This window comes from Glycomyces xiaoerkulensis, from assembly GCF_002798405.1.
GTDB classification, from domain to species: domain Bacteria; phylum Actinomycetota; class Actinomycetes; order Mycobacteriales; family Micromonosporaceae; genus Glycomyces; species Glycomyces xiaoerkulensis.
Genome location: NZ_PGGV01000004.1, coordinates 239566 through 255869, shown reverse-complemented (window position 1 = coordinate 255869; position 16304 = coordinate 239566). Strand labels below are relative to the sequence as shown.

At 69.0% G+C, this 16304-nt stretch carries 15 protein-coding genes; 8 read left to right on the top strand and 7 right to left on the bottom strand.

Going from position 1 to position 16304, the window contains the following annotated elements; genetic code table 11:
- The 3 genes from CUT39_RS02045 to CUT39_RS20640 all read left to right on the top strand — a co-directional run.
- Positions 1-432 (top strand): ABC-F family ATP-binding cassette domain-containing protein (locus CUT39_RS02045; RefSeq protein WP_100445611.1); only part of this gene is annotated, 432 nt, incomplete at its 5' end.
- A gap of 252 nt (positions 433-684) precedes the next feature.
- A complete protein-coding gene (locus CUT39_RS19950) occupies positions 685-1632 on the top strand; it encodes a fibronectin type III domain-containing protein (protein ID WP_114149476.1) in 948 nt (315 codons plus the stop codon).
- Positions 1633-1729: 97 nt separating this feature from the next.
- On the top strand, positions 1730-2209 hold the full coding sequence (locus tag CUT39_RS20640; protein WP_100444268.1) for an SHOCT domain-containing protein: 480 nt from the start codon (positions 1730-1732) through the stop codon (positions 2207-2209).
- A 41-nt stretch (positions 2210-2250) separates the two neighbouring features.
- Here CUT39_RS20640 and CUT39_RS02030 read toward each other — a convergent pair whose 3' ends face one another.
- The 3 genes from CUT39_RS02030 to CUT39_RS02020 all read right to left on the bottom strand — a co-directional run bounded on the left by CUT39_RS02030 (position 2251) and on the right by CUT39_RS02020 (position 4116).
- Positions 2251-3084 carry an SDR family NAD(P)-dependent oxidoreductase gene (locus CUT39_RS02030; RefSeq protein ID WP_100444267.1) on the bottom strand — a complete coding sequence of 278 codons (834 nt, stop codon included), beginning with the start codon at positions 3082-3084 and terminating at the stop codon, positions 2251-2253.
- A gap of 61 nt (positions 3085-3145) precedes the next feature.
- Positions 3146-3331, bottom strand: a complete 186-nt coding sequence (locus tag CUT39_RS02025; protein WP_100444266.1) for a DUF397 domain-containing protein — start codon at positions 3329-3331, stop codon at positions 3146-3148.
- Entirely contained in the window at positions 3328-4116 is a 789-nt protein-coding gene (locus CUT39_RS02020) for a helix-turn-helix domain-containing protein (RefSeq protein ID WP_100444265.1), read from the bottom strand. Before CUT39_RS02020 ends, CUT39_RS02025 begins: the two co-directional genes overlap by 4 nt.
- A gap of 369 nt (positions 4117-4485) precedes the next feature.
- Between CUT39_RS02020 and CUT39_RS02015 the strand changes: the two genes are divergently transcribed.
- Positions 4486-4803 (top strand): hypothetical protein, encoded by a 318-nt coding sequence (locus tag CUT39_RS02015; protein WP_100444264.1) that lies wholly within the window; start codon positions 4486-4488, stop codon positions 4801-4803.
- Positions 4804-4897: 94 nt separating this feature from the next.
- Here CUT39_RS02015 and CUT39_RS02010 read toward each other — a convergent pair whose 3' ends face one another.
- From CUT39_RS02010 to CUT39_RS02000, 3 genes are read right to left on the bottom strand one after another with little or no spacing between them, the layout of a single operon-like run.
- Positions 4898-5803, bottom strand: a complete 906-nt coding sequence (locus CUT39_RS02010) for a DUF1996 domain-containing protein (protein WP_100444263.1) — start codon at positions 5801-5803, stop codon at positions 4898-4900.
- Positions 5804-5856: 53 nt separating this feature from the next.
- The gene (locus CUT39_RS02005; protein ID WP_100444262.1) at positions 5857-8034 is read right to left on the bottom strand and encodes a discoidin domain-containing protein; all 2178 of its coding nucleotides are present in this window, start codon (positions 8032-8034) and stop codon (positions 5857-5859) included.
- Positions 8035-8052: 18 nt separating this feature from the next.
- A complete protein-coding gene (locus CUT39_RS02000; RefSeq protein ID WP_100444261.1) occupies positions 8053-9906 on the bottom strand; it encodes a hypothetical protein in 1854 nt (617 codons plus the stop codon).
- A 275-nt stretch (positions 9907-10181) separates the two neighbouring features.
- Between CUT39_RS02000 and CUT39_RS01995 the strand changes: the two genes are divergently transcribed.
- Complete coding sequence (locus CUT39_RS01995) at positions 10182-11213, top strand: LacI family DNA-binding transcriptional regulator (RefSeq protein ID WP_100444260.1); 1032 nt, start codon at positions 10182-10184, stop codon at positions 11211-11213.
- A 31-nt stretch (positions 11214-11244) separates the two neighbouring features.
- Here CUT39_RS01995 and CUT39_RS01990 read toward each other — a convergent pair whose 3' ends face one another.
- A complete protein-coding gene (locus CUT39_RS01990) occupies positions 11245-12435 on the bottom strand; it encodes an ROK family transcriptional regulator (protein ID WP_100444259.1) in 1191 nt (396 codons plus the stop codon).
- A 279-nt stretch (positions 12436-12714) separates the two neighbouring features.
- Between CUT39_RS01990 and CUT39_RS01985 the strand changes: the two genes are divergently transcribed.
- From CUT39_RS01985 to CUT39_RS01975, 3 genes are all read left to right on the top strand, one after another.
- Positions 12715-14142 carry an ABC transporter substrate-binding protein gene (locus CUT39_RS01985; protein ID WP_100444258.1) on the top strand — a complete coding sequence of 476 codons (1428 nt, stop codon included), beginning with the start codon at positions 12715-12717 and terminating at the stop codon, positions 14140-14142.
- 63 nt (positions 14143-14205) lie between these two features.
- Positions 14206-15183 (top strand): carbohydrate ABC transporter permease, encoded by a 978-nt coding sequence (locus CUT39_RS01980; RefSeq protein ID WP_100444257.1) that lies wholly within the window; start codon positions 14206-14208, stop codon positions 15181-15183.
- Positions 15183-16286, top strand: coding sequence for a carbohydrate ABC transporter permease (locus tag CUT39_RS01975; protein ID WP_198586794.1), 1104 nt, complete (start codon positions 15183-15185; stop codon positions 16284-16286). Before CUT39_RS01980 ends, CUT39_RS01975 begins: the two co-directional genes overlap by 1 nt.
- Positions 16287-16304 lie beyond the last annotated feature (18 nt).

The following is a 16304-nucleotide window of genomic DNA, read 5'->3' as shown; positions in this document are numbered from 1 at the left end:
AGCCGCGACGTGCTCCTGACTCAGGTCGGGGGGCGGGTCTTCGAACGGCTCGATCCCGGGTCCGAGGCGATGGGCGAGTCGCTTGCGTTGCCGCGGACGCGCGAGTCGGTGGACCGGCTGATGCAGGAGCTGGTCGGGCGGATCACCGCCTTCCGGTCGGGCTACCTCGCCATGATGGAGCTGCGCCTCGAAGCCACCCGCCGCCCCGAGCTGCGGGCGGTGCTCACGGAGCAGATCCGCGCGAACCTCCAGGACAACATCGACTTCCATCTGCAATCGGGCATGCCCGGGGACGCCGATACGGTGGTTGAGCTCTACTTGGCCCTGAACTGGCTGATCGTGGAACGGCTGACGCTCCCCGACCTCTTCGACCAGGCCAGGGCCGAGGCCCTCGTTACTGCGCTGGTCCACCGGATCGTCCCACCGGAATGACCCCCCATACGAAGCGAACGGAACACGGTCGCCCAAGAGCCGATGGCCGTGCAGGGCCAGAGAATGTTCATCACCCTGGACACTGGTCGAGATGCTCCCCGTAATGGAGACACCCCCCACGTACGGTCACGCGTGATCCGCTATGCGCCACCAGCCTCGGCCACGGGGGTTCACGCGCGCCCGATGAGAACAGTTCCGCCGAACGACTCCGATCCCCGCCTGAAATGAGTGCCACCACTTCAAGGAGATCGTATGAACCTCCGCAAATCCATGTCGGCACTGGCGATGACGGCGAGCGCCGCACTCGCCGTCGGGTTGGCTTCGCCGGCCTCGGCATCCGCCCCACCGACCCCGCACAACTTCTACGTCAACAACGTGACCTCCTCCAGCGTTTCCATGCAATGGTCACCGGGTCACCTCACCGAACCGACCCAGTGGCGGGTGTTCCAGAACGACGAACTCGTCGCCACCACCCCCGGCAGTGCCTACACCGCCCGTGACCTGACCCCCGGCGACACCTACTCCTACCGTGTCGTCGCGGTCGACTCCACCGGTGACACCGCCGAACCGACACGGACCATCACGGTGACCGCGCGCGGCCCCGGCATCGCTCCCGGCTCACCGTCCAATCTTCGCGCCACTGAGGTCGCACCCGCTCGAGTCACCGTGGAGTTCGACCGTCCGGGCGATGAATTCGACGTCTCCGTGTATAAGGTCTTCGACGGCTCCACTCCAGTGGCCACCGTCGGGAAGACCCCGTATGCAGGCCCGACGGCCACGGTCGACGTCCGGAACCTGGAACCGGGAACCGTGCACACGCTCACCGTGCGGGCGAGTCGAGTGAGCGGCCTGTCCGAACCCTCTGACGAGCTGGTGGTGACGACCCCGCCCGCGACCGACACCGTCGCCCCAACCGTCCCGAGCGGGCTGAACGCCGAAATCGCGCCCTACACCTGCGAGCTCGCCGACCTGACCTGGAACCAGTCGGCCGACGACACCGACGGCCCGGGCGACCTCGACTACGAGGTCTTCGTCGACGGCAGCCTGATCACGGACGTGCGTGCTGACAACACCGCCTCCACCCTCCTGCCCGGCCCGGGCGGCTACTCATTCACGGTGCGGGCGGTCGACAGCTCCGGCAATGCCTCCGACCACAGTCCGGCGACCACCTTGACCGTCGGTACGTTCTGCAGGAGGTGACGACCGCGCGATGCCGACCGCATCCCAACTCCATCGGGTGCGGTCGGCATCGCGGTCTCAGGCGACCGAGCCGACACGTGCTCGATAGCATGAGGTGATGGGCAAGAAGCTCGACAAGCACCTCGCGCTCGCCAAGGAACGGCTGGAGACCGGCGAGGTCGTCTTCGCGGCGATCTTCGGGTTCGCAGGCAGCAGCGCCTTCAAGGACGACCTGAGACAGGGTTCCGTCTTGGCCGCCACCGATCGGCGCATCATCCTCTACGCCAAGAGTTCCCGCAGCCATGAAATGGCCGAGTTCTCATACGACCAGATCACCAACCTGGAGGTCGTCAAGCGCAAGCTGGAGCTTCACGCCTCCGGGCAGTGGTGCAAGATCACCCTCGTCGACGGCGACCTGGAGGCGTTCGAGCTCGCCGTTCGCGACCGGATGAACGACCGGGCCGCCCGGCCCGCCGCCGATTCCGAGGTGTCCGAGCAGTCGGTTGCCGACGAGTTGACCAAGTTCGCCGCGCTGGTCCAGCAGGGCCTGATGACCCGCGAAGAGTTCGAGCGCCAGAAGGCCCGCCTCCTGGGATAGTCCCTCGTCGAGGCGATCACCGAGCCGCGGCGAGGGTCCGGTCAGGCGGTCTTGATGTCGACCAGTTCGGCCGACTTGTCCCAGAACCGCTGGGCGAGTTCGGCGTCGCGAGCCTGAGGGTTGACCTTCCTGGCCGGTTTGCGGCGCTCGTAGTAGACACCGGAGCGCCAGTCCTCGCCCGGAGTGCCTTCGGCGAGCCAGACGAGCTGGCCCGCGGCCTTGTCGGCGCTGGTCATGAGGGCGCGGGCGAAGCGACTGGTGTAGAAGCGCTGCATGAAGCTGTCGCTTTCGGTGGCGAAGTTGGTGGCGACGCCGCCGGGGTGGAAGGCGGCCGCGGCCAGGCCGCGTGCGTGGTAGCGGCGGTGCAGTTCGGTGGTGAACAGGATGTTCGCGAGCTTCCCGGTGCCGTAGGCCCGCTGGGGAGTGAAGTCGCGTTCGTGTTCGAGGTCGTCCATTTCGATGTGCCCGAACCAGCGGGCACCGAGGCTGGAGGTCTGGATTACCGAGGCGTGGCTCGTGATGAGCTTGTCCATCAGCAGGTTGGTGAGCAGGAACGGGGAGAGGTGGTTGACCTGGAAGGTCGTCTCGAACCCGTCGGTGGTCTTGGCGGCGTCGCCGAAGATCCCGCCGGCGTTGTTGGCCAGGACGTCGATCCGCTCCAGGTCGCGGTCGAGGCGGTCGGCGAGCTCGCGGACCTGGTCGAACTCGGCGAAGTCGGCGATGTAGTGATCGGCGTCGAGCGCGGCGGCGACCTTCTCGGTTTTGGACGGGTTGCGGCCGACGATGACGACGCGGTGCCCGGCCCGGTGCAGGTGCGCGGCGGCGGCTGCTCCGATGCCGTCGCTTGCACCGGTGATAACGATGGTCTTGGACATGGACGTGCGGCCTCCTCAGGGGGCGTGTCCGCCCGGTTCGACAGATCGTGGACGGCGAGGTTTAGTTGCGGTCCGCGGCTCGAAGCAGGCCGGTGAAGTCGGTGGCTTCGAGATCGAAGATCGGGGAGGCGTCGCCGAGCTTGCTGTCGCGGACCTGGAAGCCCTCGGCGGTGACGCGAGCCTCGACACAAGCGGAATCCGACTGGTCGCTGCTCCTGCTGGCCTTACGCCATCCGCTTCGCCTCATGGTCTGAACTCCTTAATCGACCGCGCCTGGTCATCTGCCTTGTCGAGGCAAGTGCGATAGTGCCGCACCGAACTTGACTCCTCGAAGTATAGGTGGGAGTCCTGCGCCTCGACATAGACGATATCCGGGTCGGATTCCTCTTCGAAGGAGAGCAGGGCGAAGGGTACGTGCAGGCCGGAAGGCGGTCCGCCATCGAACGGCAGATAATTGACCGTGGCGTGCTCAAGCGCATCCGCCGCTTTCAGGTGATCGAGTTGCTCCTGATCGCAGCCGAAACGAAGGACGGCTTCGCTGAGCAGGAAGTAAGCTCTCCGGTCGGCGCCGTGCCAGAACGGCCGTTGCCATCTCAACCGCTCGTTCACGTTGCGTTCGACCTCTTCTGGCTCGAGGTCGCGATTCCTTGAGAACAGGCCGCGCATGTGGCGTTCGGTCTGAAGGTGTCCGGGGATATAGGTTGACTCATATCGATACACCTCGCTGGCGTGGAGTTCCAGCTCGCGGTACGCGTCGAACCCGAAGACGCTCCTGTCGCGCGGCTGCGTCCAGGTGGTGGCCGGTCCCAGCCGCCACAGCCGCTGGAGTTCGAACCGCTCCTCCGCCGGAACGCCGTACAGGTCGCACAGCGCACCGATGATCGGGAACGTGAGCTGAGTGGCCTCGCCGGACTCCAGCCGGTTCTGGGTCCGCGTGGATCCGACGATCGCTATGACCTCGGGATCGGACGCCGGAAGCCCGGCCTGTTTGCGCCGGACTCGGAGTTGGCGACCGATGAGTTTGCGGCGCATCGGTGTCTGACGGTTCGAATCCTGGCGTGGTGGGACTTTACGCATCGTTTCAGTAAAGCAACCATCTCCGATTTCGCAACCCTCAACAGTGGTCGTTTCGGGTAGGCGTACGGGCGTGGCGTGTGGGCGCGGCCCAGGCGCCGCGCCCACACGCCCAGGCACCTGGCCGCGCCCGAACGCGCAGCTCTGAACTGGGGTTTGCCCTTGTGTCGCTTCGGTTCCCGCCCTAATGTCGACCGCATCGCGAGCCGCGCCAGAGCGCTCGTGGTTGGTGGGGATAAGCCCGGAGGCCGCGGCCTCCCGAACCGTTCGCGGTCTTCGGGCGCTACCCCTCCGAGAAAGCCGAGAATCCTTATTGGAGGGAACGCGGTGGATTATCCGAACGCGCGACCCGACCGGTGGGAGCCGGCGCCCGAAGACATCGAAGTCGGCGTCACCGTCGTCGGTGCCGTCCGCCTCCGCTGCCTCCTCGACCCCGACTGGGGATCGGTCCTCTGCTTCCGCGTCGCCCCGGGCGAACTTGCCCAATACGTCGGCGTCGTCACTGGCCTCGAGACCGGCACCCCCGGCCTCTACCTGACCGATGCCGGACGCTGGAGATTCCCGACTCCCGAGAAGCGAAGCGAACTGCGCCGGACGGTCATCGACCTCTACGGCGACTGGAAGGCGAGCGCACCGACCAGGTAGCGCGGACTTCCCTCGGCAGGTCCCCGCACAGAGTCCCTGGGCCGAGGGAGGCGCGGGGCCGGTCGATCGGTGGGATCGACCGGCCCCGTCGCGGTCAGCGGATCAGTTCGTAGTCCTCGTCCAGGACCGCGCCGCGGTCCGGCTTGTAGAGGTCGTAACCTCGCGAGTCGCACTGGAGCCCGCCGTTGATGCAGTGCTCCACCAGCGCATCGAGCGTCTCCGGCTCCCAGGCGTTGATGAAGTCGTAGTGCCACGACGGACCCTCACCGCTGGCGAGGCTCACCTGCGACATGTCGCCGTTCACCGGCCAGTGGATCTTGAACTCCAGCATCGGCACCGGAACCGGGTGCGACGCCGGACAAGAGCCCTCCACCGGATAGGACATGTGGCTCTTGTGGTCGGCCGAGTCCAGGTTGACCCCGTCCCAGCAACTCGGAGCCTGGTACCGCAGGTTCAGCCACGAGTAGTCCGGGCAGTGGTCGGGAAAGGTGTAGTTGTGGAAGCTCTCCCCGCACTCGTAGCCCTCCACGGCCCCGGGAGCTTCCTCGAACTCCGCGGCGGTCGCGTCCGGATCGCCCGCGATGAAGCGCAGCCCCTCCGGGAACGGCTGCACCGCGGTGTAGTCCTCGATCCCGGACTTGTAGTAGACCACCTGGTGCCAGGTCGACAGCGCGGCCTCGTCGCCGTTGGACAGCGTCGGGAACCAATAGGCCGAGCGGTCGGCCGGCACCAGGCAGGACGTGTCGCCGTCCCGCAGCGACCCGAGCGTGGAGTCGGCGTCGGTGCCGGTGTTGCCGAGGAACGTGTGGTTGTGCGACGCCCCCGACTGCCCGGGCAAGACGATCGGATCGTCGTTCCCGGTGTGGCTGATCGTGCAGTTGGCTTGGAACTCGTGGTGCGTGACCTCCTGTGCGGCGGCGCTCGTGGTCGTCGCGGCCGCCACGAGGCCCGCGGCCAGCGCCAGCGCGGCCGCTGCGGCGCCGGCGAGTTGTCGTTTCATGTCGGAATCCCTTCTGCGCGGGGGCGGGCCGCCGGTGCGGCCCGCCCGGATCGTCAGGCGTAGACGCCGAACTCGTAGAGCGAATAGCCCCACTCGGTGGCGCGCTCCTGGCAGAGCACCCGCACGTAGCGTCCGGCGCCCTCGGCGCCGATCGTGTCGGCGCCGCCGTTGCCGTCGGAGGTCTGGTGGACGGTCGTCCAGGACTCGCCGTCGTCGGAGGTTTGGATCTCGTAGCCGGTGGCGTAGGCGTCCTCCCACACCAGTTGGACGGTGTCGAAGGCGGTGCGCTCGCCCAGGTCGACCTGGATCCATTCGGTGTCGGACCACTCGCTGGCCCAGCGTGTGGACAGGTCGCCGTCGGTGGCCTGGCCGGGGCCGTGCCCACCCCATTCCTGGAAGGTCGAGGCGGTGGTCGGTGCGCCTTCGGTGAGGTTCTCGCCCTCGACGTCGGCGAGGGTCACTTCGAACGAGCGGCTCTCGACGCCGACGTTGCCCTGGCCGTCCTCGGCCCACACGTACAGCTTCCAGACCCCGAGGATCTCCGGGGCGGTGACGGTGATCGTGCCGTCCGCGTTGACCTCGTGGTCGGCCAGCAGCATGTCCCAGGAGTCGTTGATATAGGCGCTGTTGACCATCGGGATGAACTCGATCGAGTCCCCGTCGGGTTCGGCGACGTCCATGGTGACGGTGAACTCCTCGCCGCCGACCACGGGACCGTCGAGCCCGAGGTCCATCGCCGAGATCACGGGGGCGGTGTTGGATCGCGGCGTGCCGCCGTAGGCCTCGACCACCGCGTCGTAGGCGAGGCGGCGGTTGCCGCCGGGGATCAGGTTGAACCACACTCCGCCGAAGTCGCCCTCGGTGCCGAAGTGGAACATGGTCGCGCCCAGGGCCACGCCCTCGTGTCCGGTGATGCAGTCCCAGGCGTCCAGGTAGGCCTGGGCCTTTTCGACGTCGCCGGGCTCGTCCGGCACGCCGTTGGCGTCGTCGGGCACCTCCCATTCGCCGATCGGGCCGGTCTCGGTGATGATGTAGGGCCGGTCGTAGCCGCCGTCGGCCCAGTCCTGCTCGACGCCGCAGACGTCGCCGTAGGCGTTGACCGACAGCAGGTCGAGGTCGGGGGAGTTGGCCTGGTAGTACGGCCAGGCGCCGGTCCAGGCGTCGGTCGAGGTGACCGGGTGCCGGTCGTCGACGCCGTGGATGGCGACGGCGACGTCGTTGACGTAGGTGGTGTAGGCGTCGCGCTGCGCCTCGAGTTCGCCGCCGTCGTAGCAGTCGCCGAGCCCGAGTACGGATTCGTTGCCGACGTTCCACATCAGCACGCCCGGGTGGTCGCGGTAGGTCTCGACCCAGCCGACGATGTCGGCGAGGGTGTCGTCCTTGTACTGCTGGTCGGCGGTGTAGTCGATGCAGCCGCCGGAGCCGGGGCCGCCGCCGGGCATCAGCCAGAAGCCGAGCATGACCTTGATCCCGTGCGCGGCGGCGCTGTCGAGCAGCGGTTCGGTGGAGGCGTCGGTCCCCCAGGTGCGGAGGGTGTTGACGCCCATGTCGGCCAGTTCGGGCATCCACTGCTCGGCCTCGGCGCTGGACGGCCCCCAGGTGAGGCCCTTGACGGTGAACGGCTCGCCGTCCACGTTGAGCTGCCAGTCGCCCTGGCCGCCGGTGACTTCGACCGCGGCCGCCGCACCGTCCCCGTTTCCGTCGCCGTCGTCGCCGCCGTCGGCGGTGCAGCCGTACACCTCGAGGCTCCACAGCGAGTAGCCGTAGCCGGTGGCTCGCTCCAGGCCCATCATGCGGACGTAGCGGCCGGGGACGTCGATGCCGACCGTCTCGGATCCGCCTTGGCCGTCGTCGGTGCTGTGGGCGGTGGTCCAGGTTTCGCCGTCGGTCGACACCTGGATCTCGTAGGCGGTCGCGTAGGCGGCCTCCCAGACCAGTTCGACGCGTTTCAGGTCGAAGACGTCGCCGAGGTCGACCTCGATCCATTGGGGGTCACTGAACTCGCTGGCCCAGCGGGTGTCCGGGTCGCCGTCGAAGGCGGCCGAGGCGGGCGTGTAGTCGGGGTTCTCGACCGAGGAGGCGGTGGCCGGCCGGTCCTGCGACAGCAGGGCCACCTCCTCGGTCTGGGCGTTGGCGCCGGTGACGGCGAAGGCCCAGGCCGAGAGCGCCGTGGTCGCCGCGAGGGCGAGCACGGCGGCCCGGCGGGCCGTCATTCGCAGAGGTGATCGCATTGGACGCTCCTTGGGGGATCACGGGTAGCTGACGACGTAGCTGACGAGGTTGGACTCGTCGGCCTGGTCGCCGGTGTCGTTGATGACGTTGCGGATGGTGCCGACGCCTCCGAGGGAGACGGCGGCGAGACTGGTGAAGCGGACCCCGTCGCGGTCGGGGACCTCGAAGACGCGGTCGGCGACCACGCCGGGGTTGTCGTTGAAGAAGCAGTAGCCGCCCACGCCCCAGGCGGCGTGCTCGGTGACGCCGTCGTCGACCTTGTAGGAGGCCCATCCGTCGGCGCCTTCGCGCCAGGTGGCGTTGTCGGGCGGGTCGTAGGGCATCTCGTTCTGGAAGAAGTAGGTCCGCCCGCGCTCGCCGGACCAGATGACCTGGTGTTCCTGGTAGTGCTCGGCGAACAGGCCGTAGGCGGTGACGTCGTCGCCGTTGACGATGAGGCCGTTGGCGGCGGTGTTGACCGTCCAGCCGATGCCTTCGCCGTGGTCGCCGCGCCACAGCCACAGGTGGTCGGCGATCACGCCTTGGCTGTTGATCTCGAGGCTGACGGCGGCCTTGCCCGGGTGGGCGCCGCCGATGCGGGCGAACAGGTCGTGGACCGAGGTCGGGTCGGCGGTGTGGTCGGCGGCGGACCCGGGCGGTCCGATCTGGACGAGGACGTCCGATTCGGTCTCCCCGGCGTCGATGAGGAGTCCGGCGAGGGCGACGCCGTCGACGTCGGCCACGGTGACGGCGGTCTGGCCGGCGGTGGGGATGATCGTGGCCAGTCCCAGGCCGAGCACGACGGTGCCGGGGGAGGTGACTTCGATCGTCCGGTCGAATTCGTAGACGCCGGGGGTGAACAGCAGGTGGCGGCCCTGTTCGAGGGCGGTGTTCACGGTGGCGGCATCCGTTCCGGGGGTGACGGTGAAGAACTCCGCCAGGGAGATCGAGACGCCTTCGGGTTCGCCGCCGGCCCAACTGGTCCCGGCGGCGCCGTGGCGCAGCGCGGGCTTGAACACCCGGTACTCGCCGTCGTCGGCGACGTACAGGAAGGGTTTCTCCCGCAGCGCCGGCGCGGTGTCGACGACGGTGTGGGAGGGGTCGGGGAAGTGGTGGCTCGGGGCGCCTTCGACGCCGACGAACGTCATGTTCCAGACCGAGCCGGACCAGCCGCCGTCGAGGCTGCTGTTGCGGGTGAAGAACTGCTGCTGGGAGCCGGATACGACGGTGCCGGAGATGCGGGAGTCGGCGATGTAGCCGCCGGAGGCCCAGCCTTCGAAGCCGTCCCACAACTGCATCTCGAGCGTGCGGAGGTCGACGCGGCGGAACGGGGCGGCCTGGGAGACCGCCCAGCGGGCGATCGCCCCGTCGGGGTTGTGGACGGCGAGGTTCTCGGCCGACCGCCAGAAGTTCTGGGTGGCGTTGCCGAGGTAGTCGGGGTCGTCGCCCTGGCTGAGCCAGTCGGCCTCGACGCGGAGGTGCCCGTTGAGGACCACGTCGCCCGGCAGCAGCCCGAGGCCCGCCACCTGGGTGTAGAAGCGCAGGTCGATGTCGGCGGAGTAGGTGCCGGGCTTGAACAGCACGGCGTGGCGCTCGGTCCCGAACTGGTTGGTGCGCATCTGGTCGGTGATGGCGTCGGCGGCCGCCTGGATCTGGTCGGCCGGCGTCGATTCGTCGAACACGAGAGTGTTCGGTCCGAAGTCGGGGTCGTAGGCGTCGGTGGGCGGGAGGAGGTCGGGTGGCTCGCCGCAGTCGCCGGCGGTGGCGCCGGGCTCGGCGCGGGCGATGCTCACGCCGACGCCGGCCCCGGCGGCGAGGGCCACGGCGGCGGCCCCGCCGAGGGCGGCGCGCCGTCCCAGCGCCGGGCTCGGAGGGGAGTGTTCTTCCTGCATAAGAGACTCCTGTGAGGGTCGTTTCCGGGGTGGATTCGGAGTGATTCGGACTGGATCAGATGGGAGAGCGCTCTCCCAATGCGGTCATAGTACGGCGAGGATTTTCAGGTTGTCAAGAACTTCGATATGTCGACCTGACCGGCGGGTGCCGTAGGCGGTCGAGAATCGGTACTGCGTCGGACAAAACACGCGCAGTGTGAGGCGCACTCGAGCCGGATCCGGAGGCGGCGGTTCGGCGTCGGTGAGCGCTCTCCAAAACATGCTATAACTGGCCCATGAGCGAAGAGCCCACCCCCACCTTGGAAGACGTCGCGCGCGTCGCCGGCGTATCGCGTGCGACCGTCTCCCGGGTGATCAACCGGACCCGCAATGTCGACCCCGAGATCCAGGAGGCGGTGCGGCGGGCCGTGGCCGCCACCGGATACGTGCCCAACCGGGCCGCGCGGTCCCTGGTCACCCGCCGCAGCGACACGATCGGCGTGGTCGTGGCGGGCGCGGGCTCGGGCGAGAACCCCTTCGCCACCGAGATGTTCACCGACCCGTTCTTCGGGCGCATGCTCTCCGGCATCATCGCCGCGCTCCGGCCGCGCGGCATCTACCCGGCGCTGATGCTGTCCGAGACCGAAGTGGACGAGGCCGAGATCGCCGGCTACCTCAAGCAGGGCAACGCCGACGGCGCCCTGCTGATCTCGGTCCACGCGGTCGACCGGCTCCCGGAGATGGTCGCCGCCACCGGGAAACCGGCGGTCCGCTTCGCGCGCCCGCCGCAGCCGGCCCCGGTCAGCTACGTTGACCTGGCCAACCGCGACGGCGGCGCCCTGGCCGCCGGGCACCTGGCCTCGCTGGGGCGGCGCCGCCCGGCGGCGGTCTCCGGGCCGCTCGACGTCCTGGCCGCGAGCGAGCGGCACGCCGGCTACCTCGACGGATGGGCCCGCCGCGGCTGCGCCTACGTGCCCTCGGCCGAGGGCGGGTTCACCTACCGCAGCGGCGAGCGCGCCATGTCGGCCCTGCTGGCCGACCACCCGGAGCTCGACGCCGTCTTCGCCGGCAGCGACCTGATGGCACAAGGGGCGATCCACGCCCTCCACGACCACGGCCGCCGGGTGCCCGAGGACGTGGCGGTGGTCGGCTTCGACGACAGCGCGCCGTCCCGCACCAGCCGCCCGCCGGTCACCACCGTCCGGCAGCCGCTGGAGGACATGGCCGCCGAGATGGTGCGCCTGCTGCTGGAGCGGATCGACGACCCCTCGCTCGAACCGACCTCGTCCATCTTCGACCCCGAGCTGATCGTCCGCGGGTCCGCCTGAGAGGCCCGCTTGCGGCCACTCGGCACCGCTCTCATACCGCTCGGCGCCCGCCGCCGAGGAAGTGCTCGATCACCAGGGTCGCGCCGCCCTTGGCCACGGCGTCGGCGCCGAGCCTGCCGGGGACGATGCGGGCGCGCTGGAACGGCTGGGACAGCGCGTAGGAGCCCGCGGCCGCGGCGATGTCGTCCATCCAGCGCTGCGACAGCCGCAGGCCCGCCCAGCCGCCGATCACGATCAGCTCGGGATTGAACAGGTTCAGCAGGTCGGCCAGGCCCGCCCCGAGGTACTCCACGGTCTCGGCGAGCACCGACCGCGCCGCCTCCGAGCCGTCCTCCAGCAGGCACTCCAGCGCCGCCTCCTCGTCGTCGGGCAGCGCGGGGCCGCCGCGCTCGCGGTAGCGCTCGATCATGCCCTCGGCGCCCACGTACGACTCCAGGCAGCCGCGGCAGCCGCACCGGCACAGGCGCCCGCGCACCTCCATCGTGGTGTGGCCCCACTCGCCCGCGCTGCTGGCCGAGCCCCGGTACAGGCCGCCGCCGGTCACGATGCACGAGCCCACGCCCGAGCCGATCAGGGCGATCACCGCGTTGTCGGCCCCCCGGCCGGCGCCGAACCACAGCTCCGCCTGGCCCATCGTCATCGCGCCGTTGTCGACGTGCACCGGCAGCGGCTCCAGCCGCTCCATCAGCAGCCGACCCAGCGGGACCTCGTCCCAGCCGAAGGTCTTGGCGTGGATGACCCCGTCCGGGCCGTACTCGACGATGCCCGGCATGCCCACGCCCACGCCCAGCACCTGGGTCCCGTCCGATTCGTCCAGGACGGAGCGGACCCCGCTCACGATGTACTCGATGACCGTGTCCGGATCGTGCCGGCCCGGCGCCACGGCGTACCGGGCGCCCGCCCGCACACCGAGGCGCAGGTCCATCAGCTCCACCTGCACGTGCGTCTCGCCGACGTCGACGCCCACCACGTGCGCGTGGCCGGGGTCGACCTCGAGCAGCACCTGCGGGCGTCCGCCCTCGGATTCGAGCTTGCCGGCCTCGCGCAGGAGCCCGTCGGCGAGCAGCTCGGAGGTCACATTGCTGATGGAGGCCGTGCTCAGGCCGGTCGCGGGCGCCAGGTCGCGGCGGGTGAGCGGGCCGTCGAAGTACAGCGTCCGCAGCAGCCGCATCCGGTTGCCGAGCTTGAGGTCTCGAGTGGTCTTGTGCCGAGGCCGTTCCATCGTTCCACCAGTCTGTCGTTCCGGGGCCGCGACCATGCCGTTATGTCGAGAGGGGTTGACGGCACGATCCGTATTACTTAATCTAAGTCTTACATTTAAGTCGTGTACGGCGATACAAGCTTACCGCTCGGCCGCCCCGGGCGCACCGGAATCCGGCGGCGTCCCAGGTGGCAGCGGTTGTGAGCTTCGCAATCACCCCATCAAATCTACAAAGGAAACTTTCAAAATATCCCTCCCGAGCCGCCGCCGACTGCGGCGGCCTGGACCTAGGAGTATCCTATGAGGACCAAACCTCTCACACGCGCCCCGCGCACCACCCGGCTGCGCAGGACCGCCGGGGCCGTCGCCGTCGGTGCCTGCACCGCGCTGGCCGCCGCGGCCTGCCTCGACGGCGGGGGCGCCTCCTCGACGGCTTCCGACGCCGTCGAGATCCGCTGGTTCGTCGGCATGGGGGCCGGGTCGGACGCCCCGACCATCCCCGCCCAAGAACAGGTCGTCGAGGAGTTCAACGCGAGCCAGGACGAGATCGAGCTGGTGCTCGAGGTCGTCGACGCCGATCAGGCGCCCGACATCCTCAGCACCCAGATCGCCACCGGCGACGCCCCGGACATCGTCGGCCCCATGGGCATCCGCGGACGCTCCACCTTCCCCGGCGCCTGGCTCGACCTGACCCCGCACATCGAGCAGAACGACTACGACCTGTCCGACTTCGACCCGGCGCTGGTCGACTTCTACCAGATCGAGGAGGAAGGCCAGATCGGCCTGCCGTTCGCGGTCTTCCCCTCGTTCCTCTACGTCAACCTCGACCTGTTCGACGAGGCCGGACTGCCCTACCCGCCGCAGGAGTACGGCGCCCCCTACGTCGACGCCGACGGCACCGAGCGGCCCTGGAACATCGAGACGATGACCGACCTGGCCATGCGGCTCACGGTCGACGCCGAAGGCAACGACGCCACCGACCCCGCCTTCGACTCCGACAACATCGTCCAGTTCGGATTCGGCAACATCTTCGCCGACATCCGCGCCCAGTCGACCCTCTTCGGCGCCGGCAGCCTGGTCGACGAGGACGGCGACGCCCGGATCCCCGAACCCTGGGTCGAGGCCCAGCAGTGGTACTACGACGGGATGTGGGAGGACCACTTCATGCCGAACGGCCCCTACGGCGACTCGGACATGATGGGCGCCGGCTCCTGGTTCGAATCCGGCAACCTCGGCATCGGCTACACCCACCTGTGGTACGCCACCTGCTGCATGGGCGGCTTCGAAGGCGACTGGGACACCGCCGCGGTCCCGGCCAGCGGCGGCGAGGTCACCGCCAAGCTCCACGCCGACACCTTCTCCATCACCAAGGACACCGAGCACCCCGAAGAGGCCTTCGAGGTCCTCACCCACCTCATCGGCGACGCCGCCGAGGAGCTGACCCAGACCTACGGCGGGATGCCCGCCCGCATCAGCCTGCAGGACGGCTACTTCGACCGCGTCGGCGATGAGAACTTCGAAGGCCAGGACATCAACTGGGACGTCGTGGTCGAGGGCATGTCCCACGTCGACAACCCCTCCCACGAGGGCGGCATGCCGAACTTCCTGGAGGCCGAATCCGTGCTCGGCGAGTACGGCACCAGGTTCTCCCAAGAGGACGACCTCGACATCGAGGCCGAGCTGGAGGCGCTCCGCGAGGACCTGCAGGCGGTCTTCGACGCCGCGTGACCGACGCCGCTCGATCCGCCGGGCGGGTCCCCGCCCGCCCGGCGCCTCCTCCGAAAGGAAGCCATGTCCGACCTCACCGCAGCGGTTCGCCGGGCCCGGCGCGGCAAGCGCCCGCCCAAGCGTCCCGCCAGCCCCATGGAGCGGCGCGAGGCCCGCTGGGGCTACGCCTTCATCGCACCGTGGATCATCGGATTCGCCCTGTTCTGGCTCATCCCGATGCTCGCCTCGCTCGTGTTCTCCACGCTCGACTTCCAGCTCACCGACCCCGAAGCGACCAGCTTCGTCGGGATGAGCAACTGGGAACGGGCCATGTCCGACCCGCACACCTGGCAGTCGCTGCTGGTGACGCTCCGGTTCACGGTCCTGTTCCTGCCCCTGAGCCTGGTCGTCGCCCTCGGCCTGGCCCTGCTGCTCAACTCCGCGCACCTGCGGGGCGTCGGCTTCTTCCGGCTGCTGTTCTACGCGCCCTCGATGATCCCGCTGGTGGCCGGCATCCTGATCTGGCAGCAGGTGCTCAACCCGCAGACCGGCTGGCTCAACAAGATCATCGGCCTCACCGGCGTCCAGGCCACCGGCGCGGGCGGCATCCGCTGGTTCGACAACCCGGTCCTGGTCCTGTTCGCCTTCAGCTTCATCGGCCTGTGGGGCGTCGGCAACGCCATGATGATCAACCTCGCCGGCCTCCAAGGCATCCCCACGCAGTTGTACGAGGCCGCGGCCATCGACGGCGCCGGCTGGTGGCGCCGCCTGCGGACGGTGACCCTGCCGCTGCTGTCGCCGGTCATGTTCTACAACCTGGTCATCGGCAGCGTGCTCATCATGCAGTACTTCGTCCAGCCGTGGGTCCTGTTCGGAGCCACCGGCCACCCCGAGGGCGGCAGCCGGTTCCTGCTGATCCACTTCTACCAGCAGGCGTTCGTCTTCGGGAACATGGGCTACGGCGCCGCCCTGGCCTGGTTCATCTTCCTCGTCGTCGCGGCCCTGACCGCGGTGCTGTTCGGCACCGCGCGCTTCTGGGTCCACTACGGATCGGAGCGGTAATGTCCGTCGCAGCCCCCGAACGCCCCGAGGCGGCCCAGACGCCCGCCCGAACCCACGAAGAGGCCCGGATGCGGCGCCGCCGCAAGCGCATCCTCTGGGGCGGCGGCGTCACCCTGGGCGCATTCCTGCTGGTGAGCCTGTTCCTGATGCCGCTCGGGTACGGGATGGTGACCGCCCTGAAGGACAAGGACGGCGTCTCCGACCCGAACTCGCCGATCCTCCCGGTCTCGGCCGAGGTCTTCGAGTACGAAGGCGAGGAGCACGAGGTCTACGCCGTGCCGATGCCCGGCGGCGAGGTCCGCGAACTGGCCCTGATCGAGCCCGGCCGCGAATCGAGCGTCTTCATCGACCCCGGCGACCCCGGTGCCGGACCGATCGAATGGGAGGGCCGCTGGCGCACCCTCGACCCCGTCCGCGGCTTCAACCCGCAGTGGGGCAACTTCGCCGAAGCCTGGAGCACCATCGACTTCGTGCGCCTGACCGCATGGACCCTGTTCTACGCGCTGACCACCGTGTTCGCCACCGTCGTGTCCTCGGCGATCGTCGCCTACGGCTTCGCCAGGTTCCGATTCCCGTTCCGGAAGGCGCTGTTCGGGCTCCTGATGGCCACGATCCTGCTGCCGCCGGCGGTGACCCTCGTCCCCAAGTACGCGGTGTTCCTGCAGATGGGCTGGATCGGCACCTACCTGCCGCTGATCGTGCCGCACTTCTTCGCCAACGCTTTCAACGTGTTCCTGCTCAGGCAGTACTTCCTGACCATCCCCAAGGAACTCGAGGAGGCCGCCCGCATCGACGGGGCCGGACCGATCCGGACCTTCGCGCGGGTGATCGTCCCGCAGGCGATCCCGGCCCTGACCGCGGTCAGCCTGTTCCACTTCTTCTACGCCTGGAACGATTTCTTCGAACCATTGCTGTACCTGGCCGGCAACCGCGACATCGTCCCGATCGGGGTGGGCCTGAGCTACTTCAGCGGGGTCTACAACACCGAGCCCCACCTGATCATGGCCGCCTCGCTCCTGGCGCTGGTGCTGCCGGTCGCGATCTTCCTCGCGGCGCAGCGGGTCTTCGTCCAGGGGATCGTCGTGACCGGAGTCGACAAGTGAACCACCCAACCGAGGAGC

Bases quoted from the DNA above. Each gene is read 5' to 3' on its own strand.
- CUT39_RS19950 (WP_114149476.1), top strand. From the start codon at position 685: ATGAACCTCCGCAAATCCATGTCGGCACTGGCGATGACGGCGAGCGCC.
- CUT39_RS20640 (WP_100444268.1), top strand. From the start codon at position 1,730: ATGGGCAAGAAGCTCGACAAGCACCTCGCGCTCGCCAAGGAACGGCTG.
- CUT39_RS02030 (WP_100444267.1), bottom strand. From the start codon at position 3,084: ATGTCCAAGACCATCGTTATCACCGGTGCAAGCGACGGCATCGGAGCA.
- CUT39_RS02025 (WP_100444266.1), bottom strand. From the start codon at position 3,331: ATGAGGCGAAGCGGATGGCGTAAGGCCAGCAGGAGCAGCGACCAGTCG.
- CUT39_RS02020 (WP_100444265.1), bottom strand. From the start codon at position 4,116: ATGCGCCGCAAACTCATCGGTCGCCAACTCCGAGTCCGGCGCAAACAG.
- CUT39_RS02010 (WP_100444263.1), bottom strand. From the start codon at position 5,803: ATGAAACGACAACTCGCCGGCGCCGCAGCGGCCGCGCTGGCGCTGGCC.
- CUT39_RS02005 (WP_100444262.1), bottom strand. From the start codon at position 8,034: ATGCGATCACCTCTGCGAATGACGGCCCGCCGGGCCGCCGTGCTCGCC.
- CUT39_RS02000 (WP_100444261.1), bottom strand. From the start codon at position 9,906: ATGCAGGAAGAACACTCCCCTCCGAGCCCGGCGCTGGGACGGCGCGCC.
- CUT39_RS01995 (WP_100444260.1), top strand. From the start codon at position 10,182: ATGAGCGAAGAGCCCACCCCCACCTTGGAAGACGTCGCGCGCGTCGCC.
- CUT39_RS01990 (WP_100444259.1), bottom strand. From the start codon at position 12,435: ATGGAACGGCCTCGGCACAAGACCACTCGAGACCTCAAGCTCGGCAAC.
- CUT39_RS01985 (WP_100444258.1), top strand. From the start codon at position 12,715: ATGAGGACCAAACCTCTCACACGCGCCCCGCGCACCACCCGGCTGCGC.
- CUT39_RS01980 (WP_100444257.1), top strand. From the start codon at position 14,206: ATGTCCGACCTCACCGCAGCGGTTCGCCGGGCCCGGCGCGGCAAGCGC.
- CUT39_RS01975 (WP_198586794.1), top strand. From the start codon at position 15,183: ATGTCCGTCGCAGCCCCCGAACGCCCCGAGGCGGCCCAGACGCCCGCC.